The organism is Flagellimonas halotolerans (assembly GCF_035818535.1).
Taxonomy (GTDB): Bacteria; Bacteroidota; Bacteroidia; order Flavobacteriales; family Flavobacteriaceae; genus Flagellimonas; species Flagellimonas halotolerans.
In genome coordinates this window covers 217,004-234,924 of the sequence record NZ_JAYKYV010000006.1, presented here as the reverse complement: position 1 = coordinate 234,924, position 17,921 = coordinate 217,004, and the positions used below count along the sequence as shown (strand labels likewise).

Sequence of the window (17,921 nt, the reverse complement as noted above, 5' to 3'; positions counted from 1 at the left end):
TTAACCATTTGGTTAAATTTGATGGTTAATTTAATTGAAATGATACATACCGAAACTGAAAAATCAATTTTAAAGGCCGCAAAGCTGGTATTTTATAAAAAGGGATTGGCTGCGGCACGCATGCAGGAAATAGCAGATGAGGCCAACATCAACAAGGCCATGCTCCATTATTATTTCAGGAGCAAGCAGAAATTGTTCGAAGCGGTTTTTCTACAAGCGTTCGGGGAACTGGCCCCCCACTTGAATACCATTTTCAATTCAGATAAACCGGTGTTTGAAAAAATCAGGGATTTTGTGGATGGATATATCACATTTGTGGCCGACAACCCTTATTTACCAACGTTTATCATTCAAGAGATGAACATCAACCCCCAATTTGGAGAGACATTCTTTGCCAATCATATCACGCCAGACCCCTCAGTATTTGAAAAACAAATAGCCAAAGAGATCAAACAAGGCATTATCAGGCCCATAGACCCTAAGCAACTGGTACTAAACTTGATCTCATTGACCGCATTTCCCTTCATTGGGAAAGAATTGGTGACAGGTATTTTAGGACTTGACGAAGTTGCTTTCAAATCCTATATGGAAGAACGAAAAAAATTGATCCCCGAAATGATCATAAATACTATCAAAGCATCATGAACAGTTTAAGTAACACCCTTTATGTATTACCATCAATGGATGCAAAATCAATCCAAAGAAAGCGGCTCTTTTTTTTATTGATTTTCCTGATAATCCCACTTTTATCGCAAGCCCAACTGACCATTTCATTGGATGAATGTCTACGACTGGTCAAAGTCAATTATCCCCTGACAAAGCAGTCCACCATGTTGGCCGACCAAGCAAGACTTGATATTGAAGCCATCAAGAAAGATCGGCTGCCCACATTGAATCTCAATGGGCAGGCCACTTATCAATCTGAAGTGACAAGTCTTGGAGGTCAATTGCCCAATAGTACCATTGTCCCGCCCAACAAGGATCAATACCGTACGACTTTGGATGTCAATCAACTGATTTACCATGGAGGTATGATCGATGCTTCGGTCAAGGCCAAGAAGACCAAGTCGGCCATTGAACAACAGGAGCTTGAGATTATTTTATATGGTTTAAAAAACCGTGTAAACCAGCTGTATTTTTCCCTATTGTTACTTCAAGAAAACCAAGATTTGTTGCAGGCAAAGGAATCCCAGTTGACCGCAAGACTTGAAGAGGTCAAGGCCGGGGTAAAATATGGCACCCTACTTTCATCATCGGCGGACGCACTAGAAGTTGAACTCCTTAAAATCCAGCAGAACAATACTGAACTTGCCCTGTCTAAAACCGAGTTGCTCCAGCAACTCTCCCTCATAATCGGCACCGACCTGCGACCACAGGTTGTGTTACAGCGACCAGAGGTTTTTCCCGTGATCCCCGACCAGACATCCAAAAGACCGGAACTTTTGCTTTTTGAGCTACAAAAATCCCAAGTCGACCTGTCGTCGGACCTTTTGGAAAGGTCCAAACTTCCCAAAATCAGTGCTTTTGCACAGGGCGGATATGGGAATCCAGGGCTCAATATGCTGGACAATACCTTCAACTCTTTTTTCATGACCGGTGTAAAACTCAACTGGAATGTTTTTGATTGGAGCAAAAACCGAAAGAAACGACAGTCTTTACAAATCAACCGGGACCTTGTCGGTTCGCAAAAGGAAACCTTTGAACTCAACAATAATTTTGAGTTGGTCAAGCTACAATCCGAAATAGACAAAATGGAGGAGCTGATCCAATATGATGAACAAATCATTCCCAGATTTGAAAAAATGGTCAAGACAGCAGAATCCCAACTGAAGAACGGGGTGATCACCTCCTCGGCCTATATCACCGAGTTTACAAATTTATATGAGGCCAAGAGCAATCTTGCCTTGCACAAAACACAAAAACTAATGAACCAGATTCAATATCAAATTACACAAGGTACCTATGAAAAGAGCAGTAACTAGGGTCCAAAAGACCAAAAAAGCCCTGACAATATTGTCCATTTCCGCTCTGGTCGTTTCCCTTACATCCTGTAATGGTGGAGGGGACCTCGCCGATGGCTATGGAAATTTTGAAGCAACAGAAACTACGGTTTCCGCTGAGGCCAATGGCAAAATTCTATTTCTAAATATTGAAGAAGGAAGCCTACTTCAAAACAATGATGTTGTCGGGGTCATCGACACCACCCAATTATCGTTGAAACGCGACCAATTGAAAGCCGCAAAACAAACCATTTACTCAAAATCAACAAACGTGCTTTCCCAGCGAGAGATACTTCGGGAGGAATTAAAGGTGGCCCTAAATGACAAAGAACGTATCGAAAGCTTGATCAAGGAAAATGCTGCCACCCAAAAGCAATTGGACGACATCCAAGGTAAGGTCCGTATCCTTCAACAACAGATCAAGAGTGTAGAGACCCAGAACGTCCCCATCATCAACGAAGTCAAGGGCATTGAGGTCCAGATCGAGCAGATTGAGGACCAAATTGCAAAAAGTATCGTGAAAAGCCCGTTGGACGGTACGGTATTGGTCAAATATGCCGAACCTGGTGAAGTTGCTGTCTTCGGAAGGCCCTTGTTCAAAATGGCCAACCTTGATGAAATGGAACTCCGGGTATATATCAGTGAAACACAACTTCCCAACATCAAGATCGGTCAACAGGTCACGGTCAAGATCGATGATGCGGATTCAATGAGATCATATGAAGGCTCAGTATCCTGGATATCCACATCTGCGGAGTTCACACCCAAGATCATACAGACCAAGGAAGAGCGCGTGAACTTGGTGTACGCCGTGAAGATAAAGGTTAAAAATGATGGAAGCCTCAAAATAGGCATGCCCGCCGAAATGTGGATTTCGAACTAATGTATTTAAACCTTATAAGACATCCTATGACAACCTACATGTATGGTTTTATCCATTGATAAAAAATAAAGCCCTGCAAAACGTGGCGCATGAAAAATAAAGCAGACAATTGACCCAAAATATAGCACAGCACCTCAAAACGAATGATGACTTTTTTAAACTAATAATATGGAACAAGCATTTTCCAAAAATTATAAGCCACGCCTATGTCCATTGTAATCGAACACATAAGCAAATCTTACGGAAAGGTCAACGCCTTGGATGACATCTCCATTCAGGTCGGCCAAGGGGAGCTATATGGTCTTATCGGACCTGATGGTGCAGGAAAGACGACCCTATTCCGAATCCTGACTACCTTGCTCCTTCCCGACCAAGGGTCTGCATCCGTTGCAGGGTACGATATCATTGCCGATTTTAAGGCCATCAGAAAACAGGTGGGGTATATGCCGGGACGCTTTTCCCTGTACCATGACCTAACGGTTGAAGAAAACCTCAATTTTTTTGCCACCATTTTTGGCACGACCATTACCGAGAATTATGACCTAATCAAGGATATTTATGTCCAAATAGAGCCTTTCAAAGACCGTAGAGCCGGTAAATTATCCGGTGGGATGAAACAAAAATTGGCGCTTTCCTGTGCTTTGATCCATAAGCCCAAAGTGCTATTCCTTGATGAACCCACCACGGGTGTTGACCCCGTTTCAAGAAAGGAATTCTGGGAAATGCTCAAAAGATTACAGGACAAGGGAATTACCATTCTCGTGTCGACCCCCTATATGGACGAGGCCGCCCTATGTGATCGAATCACACTCATCCAAGATGGAAGGATCCTTGAAATCGACACTCCAAAGGCCATTGTGGAACACTATTCCAAGCCCATTTTCGACGTTGGGGCCCACAACACGTACCTATTGATCGAAAAATTGAATGCCTACACCCATAAACACAGTGTATTTCCCTTTGGTGAATACATTCACTATACGGACCAACGGGATGGGTTCGACCCTATGGAGCTCAGGGCGTATTTAAAAAAAGAAGGCCTGCAAAACATACATATCGAAAGGACCAAGGCAACGATTGAGGATACATTTATGGAATTGGCAAAACAATGAAGGAAGAAACAGTAATACAAGTAGAGGGGCTCACCAAGGTTTTTGGTGCTTTCACCGCGGTGAACAAGATTAGTTTCCATGTCAGGAAAGGAGAAATCTTTGGTTTTTTGGGGGCCAATGGCGCCGGGAAAACCACTGCCATGAAAATGCTGATAGGCATTTCCACACCCAGTTCCGGTTCGGCCCATGTGGCAGGGTTCGATGTATACTCCCAAACGGAAAACATCAAGAAGAGCATCGGGTACATGAGTCAAAAATTTGCCCTGTACGATGATCTTACCGTCAAGGAGAATATCCGCTTTTTTGGCGGTATCTATGGGTTGTCCAAGGATAGGATCTCCCAAAAATCAAACCACCTCATTGAAGAACTGGGCTTGGAGAAAGTAGCCAAAAGTCTCGTCGGCTCATTGCCGTTGGGCTGGAAACAGAAAATTGCATTTTCGGTATCCCTATTGCACGACCCAAAAATTGTTTTCTTGGACGAACCCACAGGGGGGGTAGATCCCATTACCCGAAGGCAGTTTTGGGAAATGATCTATAAGGCGGCACACAACGGCACCACCATTTTTGTGACAACACACTATATGGATGAAGCTGAGTACTGCGACAGGGTATCCATCATGGTAGATGGTACCATAGAGGCCCTCGACACTCCAAAAAACCTAAAGTCCCATTTTGGTGCGGATTCCATGAACGATGTGTTCTTAAAATTGGCAAGAAGTTAAAGAGCTTACCTTATGAAACGTTTTATCGGGTTTGTACAAAAAGAGTTTTACCATATTTTCAGGGACAGAAGATCCCTGTTCATCCTATTTGGCATGCCCGTGGCACAGATCATGCTTTTCGGCTTTGCCATTACCAATGAGATCAACAATGTCGACATTGCCATTTTAGATCGGTCCCAGGATGCCTCTACCAAGGAGATCATCTCAAAAATCTCCGCATCGGAGTATTTCAGTATCCTCCAATACATAAAGGAGGAAGCGGAGATTGAGGATGCCTTTAAAAAGGGGAAGGTTAAGGCCGTGCTCTATTTTGAAAAAGATTTTAGTAAAAAATTGATCAAAGAAAACACCGCAAAGGTTCAAATTGTGACGGATGCGACCGATCCCAATGTGGCCAACACCATCAGCAATTATATCAATTCCATCCTTTCCCATTACCAAGAGGAACAGAACAGGGCCATAACACAGGACTATCAGATCATACCCCAATCCCGTATGTTCTACAATGCGGAACTGAAAAGTGTTTATATGTTCGTACCGGGCGTTATGACCGTCATCCTCATGTTGGTATCGGCCATGATGACCTCTATTTCGATCACCAGGGAAAAGGAATTGGGCACCATGGAAATTTTATTGGTATCCCCTTTGAACCCTGTTCAGGTAATCATTGGAAAGGTGTTTCCCTATATCTTTCTTTCCTTAATCAATGCTGCCGCCATTGTCATACTGAGTATTTTTGTCTTCCATGTCCCCGTCAAAGGGAGTCTGTTCCTGTTGGGCCTGGAAAGTGTGCTGTTCATTGTCACCTCCTTGGCACTGGGGATATTGATTTCCACTATTTCGGCCACCCAACAAATAGCCATGATGATCTCCTTGATGGGACTGATGTTACCGGTGATCCTTTTGTCGGGCTTTATTTTTCCGATTTCCAGCATGCCAGTTCCCCTTCAGGTCATCAGTAATATCGTCCCTGCAAAATGGTTCATCATCATCGTCAAGGGAATCATGCTCAAAGGTGTGGGTATCCACATTGTTTGGAAAGAGACCATGGTCCTCTTGGGGATGACCCTTCTTTTCATTGGACTTAGCGTAAAAAAATATAAAATAAGATTGGAATAACATGCGGGTAATTCTATATATCATCAACAAAGAATTCAGGCAGATCTTTCGGAACAAGGGTATGCTGCCCATCATATTCATACTGCCGTTGTTGCAATTGGTCATTCTTTCCAATGCGGCCACCTATGAGATCAACAACATTTCCTTTGGATACATTGACAATGACCACACCCAAACCTCCCGTGCCCTAATAGACAAGTTCCATGCCTCCACCTTTTTTGATGTTTCCCAGGTATTCCCCCATCCAAAAGAAAGTGATCTGGCCATGTTACAAGGTAAGGTCGATGTGGTGTTGACCATCCCCGAACATTTTGAACGGGATTTGTGGAAGGATAAAAATATCGATTTGGGGGTGACCATTAATGCCATTGACGGAGCTGCCGCAGGGGTTGAAAATGTCTATATCACCCAGATCATCAAAACATTCAACAAGAACCTGGAAGTTGATTTGGTTCAGCTGTCCAATAACAAGGCTCAACCTGTCCAAATTGAAGGTATCCCACTTTTTTGGTATAACAAGACCTTGAACTATAAAACCTTTATGGTTCCGGGAATCCTGGTATTGTTGGTGACCATGATCACCCTGTTCCTTTCAGGCATGAACATTGTCCGGGAAAAAGAAATGGGCACCTTGGAACAGATCAATGTCACGCCTATCAAAAAACACCACTTCATCATTGGGAAGCTTTTTCCTTTTTGGGTCATTGGCATGGGGCTGTTGACCATTGGCCTGGTATTGGCCAAGCTCATTTTCGCTGTCCCCATGCTGGGAAGCCTGGCCCTCATGTACTTTTACACCTCCATTTACATACTGGTGATTTTGGGCATGGGTCTGTTCATCTCCAATTTTACGGATACCCAACAGCAGGCGATGTTCATCGCATGGTTCTTTGTGGTCATATTTATTTTGATGAGCGGTCTTTTCACGCCCATCGAGAGCATGCCCAAATGGGCCCAGTTCCTGACCGAATTCAATCCTATCAAATACTTTGTGGAGATCATGTGCATGGTCATGCTAAAGGGTTCAGGGTTTTATGATATTCTCCCTCAACTTATCAAAACAACCCTCTATGCCGTGGTCATGAATGCCATGGCCGTATGGAGCTATAAAAAAATCAGTTGATGAACACACAAAACCATCCATTGAGACAATCGGAATACAAATTTCCTCGAGAACCTTTGTCACGGTTCAAGGAACTTGCCTTTACCTTTCGGGTACAATGGGGCTTTATCAAGAAATTGCAGGAAATGGAGCATATTTTGTAGCAATCAAAATCTTTATCATAATATAAATGATTAAAAGGTCATTTTATTGTTAATAAGTCTCTTTATAACTTTTGAAGCCACACCGCTGTCCAAAAAAACCCTGCCTTAATTTTATAAAGGACAAAAAAACAATGAGTTCTTTATGTTTTATCATGACTTTCAGGTAGTGTTTCAAGAAGTTCCCGGGGAGATCAGTCTCTGTTTTTCAATTTCTGGATGTCCCCTCCGATGTGAGGGCTGTCATTCCCCTTTTTTATGGAAGGAAGGAAATGGAAATGAGCTTACCTCTGAATATTTTCAAGCACTTTTGAACCGATATTCCGGTTTTGCCACCTGTGTTGTCTTTATGGGAGGCGAATGGCATCGGGAAGAACTTGTGGCACACCTAAAATATGCCCGACAGCAAGGATACAGTACTTGTCTTTACACGGGCGAAGACCATATACCATTCAACATACTTGAACACCTGACCTGGATAAAGACCGGAAGGTGGGACAAAGACCTTGGCGGCCTTGATAGCCATACCACCAACCAAATGTTCAAGGAAGTCAAGACCAATAGGATGCTCAACCATTTATTCACCTCTAAATAGTTTTAATATGATACGACTCACCGATAAACAAATCGCCAAAAAGATTGCGTTCATAGACCATTACCTACACTCCGGCAATGCTGCAGACGGTTCCAAGGTCGATGCCAACGCCAATGTCACTTCCAAGAATATTGCGACCATGGAAGCAGAGCTCAACAAGGACATCAACATACAGATAAATAGAGCTTTGGTCAAACAGAAAATCGCCGCTTTATACGGGAATGACCTGGCAGAAGAATATATAAGGCAAATAGAGTCCCATGAAATTTATGTCCATGACGAGACCTCTTTAAAACCCTATTGTGCCTCCATAAGTATGTACCCCTTTCTATTGGACGGCCTTACCAAACTGGGGGGCGAAAGTTTGGCTCCAAAACACTTGGAAAGTTTTTGCGGGGAATTTGTCAACTTGGTCTTTGCCGTAAGTTCCCAATTTGCCGGAGCCTTGGCCACCGTGGAATTCTTGATGTATTTTGACCATTTTGCGGCCAAGGATTATGGGCCGGATTATCTCGACACCCATACGGACACTATCGCCAACCACCTCCAACATGTCGTTTATGCCATTAACCAACCGGCTGCGGCAAGGGGGTACCAATCGGTGTTCTGGAACATTTCCCTCTATGACAAACCCTATTTTGACAGTATGTTCGGGGATTTTGTCTTTCCAGATATGGGAAGACCCCAATGGGAAAGTGTCAAAAAGCTACAGTCCTTTTTTATGGACTGGTTCAACAAAGAGCGTACTAGGGCCATTCTGACCTTTCCCGTAGTGACCGCTGCGATGTTGACCAAGGAAGGAATCCCTGTAGATACGGAGTTCACCGATATGTGCGCACATGAGTTGAGCGAGGGAAACTCCTTTTTTATCTATCAATCCGAAAATGCGGACAGCCTTGCGTCCTGCTGCCGATTGCGCAATGAAATCAGTGACCACACTTTTAGTTATTCCCTCGGAGCCGGCGGGGTAGCCACTGGTTCGGTGAATGTCATCACCCTCAACATGAACCGTTTGGTACAGCAAGGGGCCGATATTGTAGCGGAAGTCCGCAAGGTCCATAAGTACCAAGTAGCCTTTCGCAAGCTTATTGATGACTATGAAAAAGCTGGCATGTTACCCGTCTATAACGCTGGTTTGATATCCTTGGACAAGCAATTCCTGACCGTGGGCATCAACGGAATGGTCGAGGCCGCAGAAAGCCAAGGCATCCAAGTGGGCAACAATGGTGGTTATAAGGAGTTTGTTAACCACTACCTCAAGGCCATCTACCATGAAAATAGAAAGGCCAGAGAGACCTACGGGTACATGTTCAACACGGAGTTCGTTCCAGCCGAAAATTTGGGGGTCAAAAATGCCAAATGGGACCGGGAGGACGGACTTTTTGTCCCTAGGGACTGCTATAATTCCTACTTTTATGTTGTTGAGGACGAACGTATCAACGCTTTGGACAAGATCATGCTTCATGGCAAGGAAACCATCCAATATTTGGACGGTGGGTCTGCCCTACATCTCAACCTGGAAGAAACCCCGAACAAGGAAGGGTTTAAAAAGTTGATCCATGCCACAGCCAAGGCCGGGTGCAATTATTTTTGTTTCAATATCCGTATCACCATCTGCAACGAGTGCGCTCATATTGACAAACGTACCTTGTATGAATGCAGTGCATGCAATTCGCAGAATGTGGACCATGCCACCCGGGTCATCGGATACCTCAAACGGGTCTCCAACTTCAGTTCCGGGAGGCAAAAAGAACATGGTCTGCGACATTATCACTTACAAGGCGGGTACAATCCCTTGGCAAACAGAAGGGCAGAAATCCTGTCCAACAAACTAAAACCAAATGAATTTACATATCGGTAATTTGAGACAATTTTCACTGAGTAGTACGCTACATTTCATCAAAAGGAGAGTTCTCGTTTTATTTTGGTTGAAATGTGGCCTCTCACTGGGCTCGCTATCTTCTGTGATTTCCCGTCCAGGGTGACCCAACCATCTTTGGAATTACCGAATCAACTTTTAAAAATTGCCCTAATCGGGTAAAAAATCCAATTATATGACTCCCCACTCCTTCCATATTCCCGTTATGGGAATTGCATTCACCATTGACACCCCATTGAAAGTTTCCCATTTGGGCATAGATTCGGCAATATCTCTGGTCGATGATATCCTTATGGAAAAACTAAGAAGGATGTATTGTGAAAAATTTGAAATGCCCTACCATGAAATCAATGAGGGAACCGAGGACTTCAGGGCCAAAAGAATCACCTCCTATCTCAATCTCATTAAAGAACTGGCAGAAAAAAGGTTTGAGCAACTAAAGGATGTTACATATGGCCATAGCGATGGTTTAAGACAATACTTTGATTTGTTGCCCAACACTTCGTTACTAAAGCAACGGTTTATCGATTTGACCCAAAAAACCGATTGCACGGCCTCCCTCAAGGAGTTTCTTGATGAGAACCTTTCCATGGGCAATATTGAGGTCAACATCATGACCAAATTGGATAGGGAGAATTATCGACACAAAAAGCCTTTGCCCAACAAGTACAATGATGCCCATGCCGCCCTTAGGGGATATGCCAATAGCCACCTTAGTTCCTCGGTTATTTTTTCGGCGGGCATGAACCCCCGATTGTACGGCTATATTGAGGAATTCGATGATTTTTATCCAGATGAAAACGGAATCATAAAAAAGAGAATCATCCTAAAGGTCAGTGATTACAGATCGGCCTTGATCCAGGGGAAGTTTCTCGCAAAGAAAGGGCTATGGGTATCGGAGTACAGAATCGAATCGGGATTGAACTGTGGTGGGCACGCCTTTGCTACAGATGGTCATCTTATGGGGCCGATATTGGCGCAGTTCCGAGACCGGAAAGAAGCGTTGGTATCAGAAACCAACGCTGTGCTGGTCCGTGCACTTTCACAAAAAAAACGTTATGTTCCCCAATCTGCCTTGCCCGTTAAAATCACTGCCCAAGGTGGGGTGGGCACCTCGGAAGAGCATGATTTTCTATTGGAACACTATCAATTGGATTCCGTGGGTTGGGGAACCCCGTTTCTTCTAGTGCCCGAGGCCACTACGGTGGACGACACTACCTTGAAAAAATTATCGCAGGCCAAAGAAAAAGACCTTTACCTGAGCAACATCTCTCCCTTGGGCGTTCCTTTCAATAGCTTAAGGGGAAATACCAAAGACATGGAAAAGTGGGCCAACATTCAAAAAAACAGGCCCGGAAGTGCCTGTCCCAAAAAATATGTCGCCTTGAACAAGGAATTCACCAGTGAGGGTATTTGTATGGCATCACGACAATACCAACATCTAAAAATACAAGAATTGAACAAAAAGAATCTTTCACCACAAGCCCGCCAAGCGGCCTTTGACAAGATTGTCGAGAAATCATGTGCCTGCGTAGGATTGGGTACTTCTGCCTTGTTAAAATACGGGTTGGATACCAAAACCGAAGGTGATGGTGTCTCCATTTGCCCAGGACCAAATATGGCATACTTTTCAAAGATTGCCAGTCTCAGGGAAATGATGCAACATATTTATGGGGAATCCAATTTGATCAAGAGAACCGACCGCCCCAACATGTTCATCAAGGAGCTTAAAATTTACATTGATTTTCTGAAAGGCAAGATGGAGGAAGTACAAGGTTCCATTACGGATAAGCAAGTAGCATACTTATCCACTTTTATCAATAATTTACATGAAGGGATCTCTTATTATCAAACCATATTTGGTAAGGCAAACAAAGTTTCTAACGACAACAGCTCCCCAATTTCGGGGGCTTTGAAAGATTTAAAAGTTGTTTTGGATAAGCTTTTGGGTGAAATTCGTGATTTAAAAACAACCGCCCAATAACGGGTTGTTCATTGATCCCTTTCTGTATACTCTCTTGAATTACTTCATGTATTTTCTAATATGGAGCTATGCCATATTAGGCTTCTAAATACTGCTGACAGGTTCAAGATCAATATTATAGAATCCACCCTTATTTTCCTTTCTTTTCAAAGATTGTCCAATAATGAGATGGGCCACATTGATCATGTTTCGCAATTCACAAAGTGCCACGTCCACTTTTGTTGTCCGATACAGTTCCTCAATTTCACCATATATCGCATCGAGGTGTTTGACGCCTTTTTGCAAGCGGGCGGTATTTCTTACAATCCCCACATAATCTTGCATAAGTGCCTGTAAGCGATTCATGTTGTGCCTGATAAGAATTTTTTCCTTGGCAATCTGTGTTCCCATATCGTCCCATTGGGGTATGGCAACCGATGCTGGGAATAGTTCCTGGCGTTCCAAATACCCGAAAATAGTATGGGCATATACCAAGGCCTCCAATAAGGAGTTGGATGCCAATCTATTGGCTCCATGAAGACCTGTCCGCGAGCATTCGCCACAGGCAAAAAGGTTTTTTACAGATGTCCTTCCCTGTGTGTCCACAACAATTCCCCCACAGAGGTAATGGGCCGCTGGGACAATAGGGATCCAATCTTTTTCAATAGTGATATGTCTGGTTCGGCATTCTTCATAAATGTTGGGGAAATGCACCTTGAATTCCTTCATATCAAGATGTGTACAGTCCAAAAAAACGCAAGGATCCCCATATTTTTTCAGCTCTTGGTCAATATTTCTGGAGACAATATCACGAGGCGCGAGCTCCGCTCTTGTATCGTAGTCGGGCATAAATCTACGCCCTTTTTTGTTTCTTAAATAGGCCCCAAAACCCCTTACGGCCTCTGAGATCAAAAATGACCGGCCGGCTTTACCATCGTAAAGGACGGTAGGATGAAATTGGACAAACTCCATATCCCGGATCTGTGCCCCTGCCCTATACGCCATGGCAATGCCATCTCCCGTGGCAATGGCAGGATTTGTGGTATGTCCATAGACCATGCCCACCCCACCTGTGGCCAAAACTGTGTTCTTTGCGCAGAAAGCCTCCACTTTACCCGTTTTTTGGTCAAGGACATAGGCCCCGTAACAAGTCGGTGTGCTTGATTTGGTTCCATAGAGCTGATGCTCTGTTATAAGGTCTATGGCAAAATGGTGTTGACACATTGTGATGTTGTCCCGCTGATGTACTTGACTTAGGAGGGCCAGTTCTATCTCACGCCCCGTACTGTCTTTATGGTGTATAATGCGGTGCTCTGAATGGCCTCCCTCACGCCCCAATGCCAATTTACCATTCTTGCCCTTGTCAAAATGTGCGCCCCAAGACATCAGTTCCCTTACCCGTTCGGGGCCTCCGGTGACAACCATCTCCACTATGTTTACATCGCAAAGTCCATCTCCTGCAATCAAGGTGTCGGATATATGCTTTTGATAAGAGTCTTCCCCTAAATCCGATACGGACGCAACACCACCCTGGGCATATTTGGTGTTGGATTCATCTTCATCAGACTTGGTAGTAATGCAGACGGTACGGTCCGGGAATTTATGCGCCATCTTAAGGGCAAACGACAGTCCGGCAACTCCCGAGCCAATCACAAGGTAATCCGTTGAAACCATTATTGCTCTATTTGGAAAGTTTCAGCATGCGTTCAATGGGAACCAACGCTTTTTTTGCAATGGTTTCCGGCACTTTTATTTCAGGGGTTTCATCCCTGAGACAACGATATGTTTTTTCCAGGGTATTTGTTTTCATGAAAGCGCATTCACTGCAGGCACAACTGTTGTCCTCCACTGCCGGGGCAGGAATCAGTATGGTGCCCGGGACTTCCTTTTGCATTTCATGAAGGATGCCGGCCTCGGTGGCCACAATATATTTTTCCCTGGGATGACGCTTCACATAGGTTATCATAGCGGAGGTGGAACCAACGTAGTTGGCAATTTTCAGTATATGTTCTTCGGATTCGGGATGGGCAATGATCAATGCATCCGGGTGTTTATGATAAAGCTCCAGCAATTTGTCGATACAGAAAGCTTCGTGGACAATACAACTGCCCTCCCAAAGTAACATATCCCTTCCCGTTTGCCCGATCAGGTAACTGCCCAAATTTTTATCCGGAGCAAAAATAATGGGAGCGGTTTTAGGGATGGCGGAAATGATTTTTAGGGCATTGGAGGAGGTGCATACATAATCACTTAAAGCCTTGATTTCGGCCGAACAGTTGATATAGGTCACTACAAGGTGTTCCGGATGGGCCTTCACAAAGGGCCTGAAGGCTTCCGGTGGACAGGAATCGGCCAAGGAACAACCAGCGGACAGATCGGGCAGCAACACCTTTTTTGTTGGATTGAGGATCTTGGCGGTTTCAGCCATGAAATGCACCCCGGCAAATACAATGATATCCGCATCAGTTTTGGCCGCGGCTTGGGAAAGGCCTAAACTATCGCCCACATAATCGGCAACTTCCTGAATTTCGGGACGCTGATAAAAATGGGCTAGCAAGACTGCATTTTTCTTCTTTTTGAGTTCTAGGATTTCCTGATGTAGGTCAATTTCAGGGGTAAAATGATTGACTGATTGTCCTCCTTTCATGGCATAACGATATCTTGATTTGGTAATTTTTTTTGAATCCGTTCCCATTCGATGTATGGTGACGGTTTTTTTTAAGTTTCGAAACTAGGATACCCGCACCGAGCAAAAAATGATAAATGTCATAATGAAATATAAAATTATCTTTTAATTATCTTTGAGCCATCCAAATGTATTTGAATATGCTGTCCAATGCCTGTAAATATGCCGTACGAGCAGTAGTTTATTTAGCGATCCATAGTACTGTGGACAATAAACTCGGTGCCAAAAGCATCGCTGAAGCTCTTGAAGTGCCCCAGCCTTTTTTGGCCCAGTTGCTCCGAAAACTGACCACGAACAAATTGGTTTCCTCTAGCAAAGGCCCGGGCGGAGGCTTTTTTTTGGACAAAAAAAATTTAAACAATACGCTTTGGGACATTATCTCCAGCATAGATGGAGCGTATAAATTTGATGATTGTTTTTTAGGCCTTTCCAAGTGCAATAATGAAAACCCCTGTCCCGTTCACCATATTGTATCGCCGTTCAAGGAAGAAATCCTCCGCAATTTCAAGGAGAAGTCCATTTCCGAGCTCGCTGCCGAGATGGAACAGAATGGAACGGTCATTTCCCTAAAAGGGGTTGATCTGTAAATCGGTTTTAGATCAAGTTTCCGACCTATTATCTCTTCTTTTCGGAAGGATTTATGCTCCTTCATAGACAACACCCGATGTAGGGGTCTCATACAATTTGATTTTGCAGAGTTGTGGGATGTTGACCTTGATCTTGCCCCATAGCCACATGGCGACATGCTCGCATGTCGGGTTTTCAAGTCCCTCAATATCATTTAACAACCTATGGTCAACAAGAGCTATTATGGGGCTGACCACGCTTTTGATATCGGAAAAATCAATGACCCATCCAAGGTCCCTGTCCAATTCCCCCTCGAAATACAATGTCAATCGGTAGGTATGGCCATGTAGGGTCCGGCATTTATGACCATCGGGTACATTGGGCAAAAAATGGGCCGAATCAAAGTTGAAATGTTTAAACAGAATCATGTCTTGCTATTTGAATCAAACTCTTATCCGAAGGCTGGGAACGCTTAAGGGAAGCTGCCCCGGATACGATGAACAACATTAAGGGAATCACCCCGCCAAAAAGAAAAAGACAGGCACCTATTCCCCTTAACCAAGTCAGAGATTGGAACACCCCTCCTCCTATAAATGCTTCGGAACGGGCAAACCAGAGTCCATTTTCAACCACTGCCTTGAATTGGATGGTGCCCGCGGGAAGAAGATCCAAAAGTACCATGAGCATCAACCCTATGTTAATGGACCAAAAAGACACCTTTACCAGTTTCTTACTCCATTTTTTTGGCTTGAACAGCAACTTTGTAGCAAACAACATGGCAGCGAGTGAAATATTCCCGTACACTCCCATTAAAGCAGCATGGGCATGGTTTACGGTCAGATAAGTACCATGCTCATAATAGTTCATGATGGGCAGGTTGATTATGATTCCCAATACCCCTGCCCCGAAAAAGTTCCAAAAGTTCACGGCTATCAAGAACGAAAACACCTCTGGAAACCCAAAATCGCCCAGTTCGCTCGGCTTTACTCCCTCAAGGGCAATTCGTGGCATGTTCTTGAACCTCCAAGCCTCCACGGTCAATAAAATCAGGGGAACGAATTGTAGGGTGGAAAATATACTGCCCAGGGCCATTGTGGCCACGGGTTTGGCATTCCAATAGAAATTGTGGGAAATCCCCAAAAGGCCGGTGCCCAAAAATAGAATGGTGGCAAAATAGATGACCCTTATGGCGGCATTTCTGCTCACAAGCCCCATCAATACCATTAAATAGCTAACGATAACCGTGATGAATACTTCAAAAAAAGCCTCTACCCACATGTGCACTACCATCCATCGCCAAAAGTCGGCAATAACGAAATTGGTTTCCGGGCGGGCCACAAAACCCGATATGAACAACAAGGGGATCCCTATTATCGAATACATGATCCAATTGGGAAGGTTCCAGGGCATACCCTTTACAAAAGCAGGTCTCATGCCCCTGAAAACCACAATTCCCCAAAGCACAAAAATAAGCATGAGCAGAACTTGGAAAGCTTGTCCGAAATCAACAAACTCCCAACCTTGATGTCCCAAAGCGTGCCACCAATCCCCCAAAACTCCCATCGGGCCCAAGACCATACCTGTCAAGGAGCCTGCCACCAGAACGACCAAGAGCATGAAAAGCAGGTTGATCAGGGGAAGTTGATGTTCCACTTCCCTTTTGGCCAAAATCGGGAGGATGAAAATGGAAGAGGCGATCCAACAGGTCGATATCCAATACAATGAGAGCATCAGATGCCAACTTCTGGAAACCGTTATGGGGAAGGATTCCGAGAATTCAACACCAAAAAAACCAAGGTAATCCACAAATTCATTGATGGTCACAAAACCACTGGACACCTGAACAAAAAACAAAATAATGGCCACGAAGAAAAACTTGTAAGATGCCCTTTGGGTTTTTGTGGGCGCAAAACCCCTGACACTTCTGGCTGTCAACAATGCTTTGCTAGCTGGTTTAAAAAATTTGTTCGACAATTGATTGTACTGGCCTATGAAGTACAGTACAATACCACAAACAAGCACAAAGGCCAACAACCCCAGCACACTCCACAAAACTACTGGAGAGGTTGGGGTATTGCCTGCCTCGGCATCGTAGGGCCAATTATGGGTATAGCTAAAACTTTCTCCTGGTCTTTCGGTGACACAGACCCATGCTCCCCAAAAAAAGAAATTGGAAAGACTGAGGATCTCTTCCTTGTCTGTAATGTAGTTCTTCAAAGGAAAGGAACTTTCACTGGAAGTATCCAAGAAAACATTTTGATAATAATCCCGCACCTTTTCCAGGGCATACACATAGGCATCATTCAAAACAACAATATCCGCAGCACTGTCATAACCATTATTCTTGAGTTCCTGTTTCACCTTTTCGGCAATCACTTTCTGTTCATTATCATTTGCGGCCCTACCGTTTTGGGCCTCAAATTGCTCTTGATAATATGTATTGACGTGAACGCTTATCTGGTGCAGGGCCTCAGCGGTAAAATCGGGGCCACGTTGTGCTCCATCCCCAAAGAAAGAACCATATTCCATAAGGGCATACTTATGAAAGACGATTTGTCCTTTTTCTATATCGGTCTTACTGATCAGCAATGCCCCATCTTGGGACCTGAAACCGGTCATCGGTGGTGCATCGTTGTAGGTTTGAAACCCGATCATGCCTACTCCTGCCAGACTTATGATCAATATGAACAACAATGGGCCCCACCAATTTTTGGTGTCCATCCAATAATCAATATTCTTTTTAAAACCTTTTTTGCCAGTACCCGTTTCTTTGTTCTTTACTTTATACACTCTTAAAGTTTTTGGTTGGTAAATTATATCATGTGTTTCCTCTATCCCTCTCCATACGAATGGTTCAAGATTGAATCTGCACCATCAAAGAAAAGCAATTTTATTTAATTAACTATTAAATGACCTTTATATATTTTATAATAGCCTGAGCCATGTTTAAATGATACCCTTGGTTCAAGGCCAACACTCCAAAAAGAAATTGAGGACTTCATTGGGGTGTTTGAAGTATCAGTGATTTTCTGAATGGACAGTGGACAGCAATCCCTGTTGTTTCGATTAAAACATCTTAAAAAGCCCCTTTTCAGGGGCTTTTGGTTTTTGGTTGACAATCTCTAGGTG

General features: G+C 43.9%; 16 protein-coding genes. 12 read left to right on the top strand and 4 right to left on the bottom strand.

Annotated features, from left to right (window positions below; all coding sequences use genetic code 11):
* The first annotated feature begins 39 nt into the window (after positions 1 to 39).
* The 11 genes from VM932_RS09555 (at position 40) to VM932_RS09505 (ending at position 11,560) form a co-directional block, all read left to right on the top strand.
* Complete coding sequence (locus tag VM932_RS09555; RefSeq protein WP_326278592.1) at positions 40 to 645, top strand: TetR/AcrR family transcriptional regulator; 606 nt, start codon at positions 40 to 42, stop codon at positions 643 to 645.
* The gene (locus VM932_RS09550; protein WP_326278591.1) at positions 642 to 1,982 is read left to right on the top strand and encodes a TolC family protein; all 1,341 of its coding nucleotides are present in this window, start codon (positions 642 to 644) and stop codon (positions 1,980 to 1,982) included. The genes VM932_RS09555 and VM932_RS09550 overlap by 4 nt, the downstream gene beginning before the upstream one ends.
* Positions 1,963 to 2,883: an HlyD family secretion protein gene (locus tag VM932_RS09545; RefSeq protein ID WP_326278590.1), complete on the top strand. Its 921-nt coding sequence runs from the start codon at positions 1,963 to 1,965 to the stop codon at positions 2,881 to 2,883. The genes VM932_RS09550 and VM932_RS09545 overlap by 20 nt, the downstream gene beginning before the upstream one ends.
* Positions 2,884 to 3,089: 206 nt before the next feature.
* Positions 3,090 to 3,995 carry an ABC transporter ATP-binding protein gene (locus VM932_RS09540; protein WP_326278589.1) on the top strand — a complete coding sequence of 302 codons (906 nt, stop codon included), beginning with the start codon at positions 3,090 to 3,092 and terminating at the stop codon, positions 3,993 to 3,995.
* Positions 3,992 to 4,720, top strand: a complete 729-nt coding sequence (locus VM932_RS09535; protein ID WP_326278588.1) for an ABC transporter ATP-binding protein — start codon at positions 3,992 to 3,994, stop codon at positions 4,718 to 4,720. Before VM932_RS09540 ends, VM932_RS09535 begins: the two co-directional genes overlap by 4 nt.
* A gap of 12 nt (positions 4,721 to 4,732) precedes the next feature.
* Positions 4,733 to 5,839, top strand: a complete 1,107-nt coding sequence (locus tag VM932_RS09530; RefSeq protein WP_326278587.1) for an ABC transporter permease — start codon at positions 4,733 to 4,735, stop codon at positions 5,837 to 5,839.
* 1 nt (position 5,840) lies between these two features.
* The gene (locus VM932_RS09525; RefSeq protein ID WP_326278586.1) at positions 5,841 to 6,962 is read left to right on the top strand and encodes an ABC transporter permease; all 1,122 of its coding nucleotides are present in this window, start codon (positions 5,841 to 5,843) and stop codon (positions 6,960 to 6,962) included.
* Positions 6,962 to 7,105, top strand: a complete 144-nt coding sequence (locus tag VM932_RS09520; RefSeq protein WP_326278585.1) for a hypothetical protein — start codon at positions 6,962 to 6,964, stop codon at positions 7,103 to 7,105. Before VM932_RS09525 ends, VM932_RS09520 begins: the two co-directional genes overlap by 1 nt.
* A gap of 142 nt (positions 7,106 to 7,247) precedes the next feature.
* Positions 7,248 to 7,697 carry an anaerobic ribonucleoside-triphosphate reductase activating protein gene (gene nrdG, locus VM932_RS09515; RefSeq protein ID WP_326278584.1) on the top strand — a complete coding sequence of 150 codons (450 nt, stop codon included), beginning with the start codon at positions 7,248 to 7,250 and terminating at the stop codon, positions 7,695 to 7,697.
* A gap of 7 nt (positions 7,698 to 7,704) precedes the next feature.
* Positions 7,705 to 9,558: an anaerobic ribonucleoside-triphosphate reductase gene (gene nrdD / locus VM932_RS09510; RefSeq protein ID WP_326278583.1), complete on the top strand. Its 1,854-nt coding sequence runs from the start codon at positions 7,705 to 7,707 to the stop codon at positions 9,556 to 9,558.
* Positions 9,559 to 9,751: 193 nt separating this feature from the next.
* Positions 9,752 to 11,560: a hypothetical protein gene (locus VM932_RS09505; protein WP_326278582.1), complete on the top strand. Its 1,809-nt coding sequence runs from the start codon at positions 9,752 to 9,754 to the stop codon at positions 11,558 to 11,560.
* Positions 11,561 to 11,644: 84 nt separating this feature from the next.
* Here VM932_RS09505 and nadB read toward each other — a convergent pair whose 3' ends face one another.
* Both nadB and nadA read right to left on the bottom strand, forming a co-directional pair.
* Positions 11,645 to 13,213: an L-aspartate oxidase gene (nadB, locus tag VM932_RS09500; protein WP_326278581.1), complete on the bottom strand. Its 1,569-nt coding sequence runs from the start codon at positions 13,211 to 13,213 to the stop codon at positions 11,645 to 11,647.
* 7 nt (positions 13,214 to 13,220) lie between these two features.
* On the bottom strand, positions 13,221 to 14,186 hold the full coding sequence (nadA, locus tag VM932_RS09495; protein WP_326278605.1) for a quinolinate synthase NadA: 966 nt from the start codon (positions 14,184 to 14,186) through the stop codon (positions 13,221 to 13,223).
* Between the two features lie 179 nt (positions 14,187 to 14,365).
* On the opposite strand from nadA, the gene VM932_RS09490 reads away from it, so the two are divergent.
* The gene (locus VM932_RS09490; RefSeq protein WP_326278580.1) at positions 14,366 to 14,812 is read left to right on the top strand and encodes an RrF2 family transcriptional regulator; all 447 of its coding nucleotides are present in this window, start codon (positions 14,366 to 14,368) and stop codon (positions 14,810 to 14,812) included.
* 51 nt (positions 14,813 to 14,863) lie between these two features.
* On the opposite strand, the gene queD is transcribed toward VM932_RS09490, so the two are convergent.
* Positions 14,864 to 15,220: a 6-carboxytetrahydropterin synthase QueD gene (gene queD / locus VM932_RS09485; protein ID WP_326278579.1), complete on the bottom strand. Its 357-nt coding sequence runs from the start codon at positions 15,218 to 15,220 to the stop codon at positions 14,864 to 14,866.
* Positions 15,207 to 17,582 carry a nitric-oxide reductase large subunit gene (locus VM932_RS09480; RefSeq protein ID WP_326278578.1) on the bottom strand — a complete coding sequence of 792 codons (2,376 nt, stop codon included), beginning with the start codon at positions 17,580 to 17,582 and terminating at the stop codon, positions 15,207 to 15,209. The genes queD and VM932_RS09480 overlap by 14 nt, the downstream gene beginning before the upstream one ends.
* Positions 17,583 to 17,921 lie beyond the last annotated feature (339 nt).

Excerpts from the sequence above, each read along its gene's own strand:
- nadB (WP_326278581.1), bottom strand. The coding sequence starts at position 13,213 with ATGGTTTCAACGGATTACCTTGTGATTGGCTCGGGAGTTGCCGGACTG.
- VM932_RS09525 (WP_326278586.1), top strand. The coding sequence starts at position 5,841 with ATGCGGGTAATTCTATATATCATCAACAAAGAATTCAGGCAGATCTTT.
- VM932_RS09550 (WP_326278591.1), top strand. The coding sequence starts at position 642 with ATGAACAGTTTAAGTAACACCCTTTATGTATTACCATCAATGGATGCA.
- VM932_RS09520 (WP_326278585.1), top strand. The coding sequence starts at position 6,962 with ATGAACACACAAAACCATCCATTGAGACAATCGGAATACAAATTTCCT.
- nadA (WP_326278605.1), bottom strand. The coding sequence starts at position 14,186 with ATGAAAGGAGGACAATCAGTCAATCATTTTACCCCTGAAATTGACCTA.
- VM932_RS09540 (WP_326278589.1), top strand. The coding sequence starts at position 3,090 with ATGTCCATTGTAATCGAACACATAAGCAAATCTTACGGAAAGGTCAAC.
- queD (WP_326278579.1), bottom strand. The coding sequence starts at position 15,220 with ATGATTCTGTTTAAACATTTCAACTTTGATTCGGCCCATTTTTTGCCC.
- nrdD (WP_326278583.1), top strand. The coding sequence starts at position 7,705 with ATGATACGACTCACCGATAAACAAATCGCCAAAAAGATTGCGTTCATA.
- VM932_RS09490 (WP_326278580.1), top strand. The coding sequence starts at position 14,366 with ATGCTGTCCAATGCCTGTAAATATGCCGTACGAGCAGTAGTTTATTTA.
- VM932_RS09505 (WP_326278582.1), top strand. The coding sequence starts at position 9,752 with ATGACTCCCCACTCCTTCCATATTCCCGTTATGGGAATTGCATTCACC.
- VM932_RS09555 (WP_326278592.1), top strand. The coding sequence starts at position 40 with ATGATACATACCGAAACTGAAAAATCAATTTTAAAGGCCGCAAAGCTG.
- VM932_RS09535 (WP_326278588.1), top strand. The coding sequence starts at position 3,992 with ATGAAGGAAGAAACAGTAATACAAGTAGAGGGGCTCACCAAGGTTTTT.
- nrdG (WP_326278584.1), top strand. The coding sequence starts at position 7,248 with ATGTTTTATCATGACTTTCAGGTAGTGTTTCAAGAAGTTCCCGGGGAG.
- VM932_RS09545 (WP_326278590.1), top strand. The coding sequence starts at position 1,963 with ATGAAAAGAGCAGTAACTAGGGTCCAAAAGACCAAAAAAGCCCTGACA.
- VM932_RS09530 (WP_326278587.1), top strand. The coding sequence starts at position 4,733 with ATGAAACGTTTTATCGGGTTTGTACAAAAAGAGTTTTACCATATTTTC.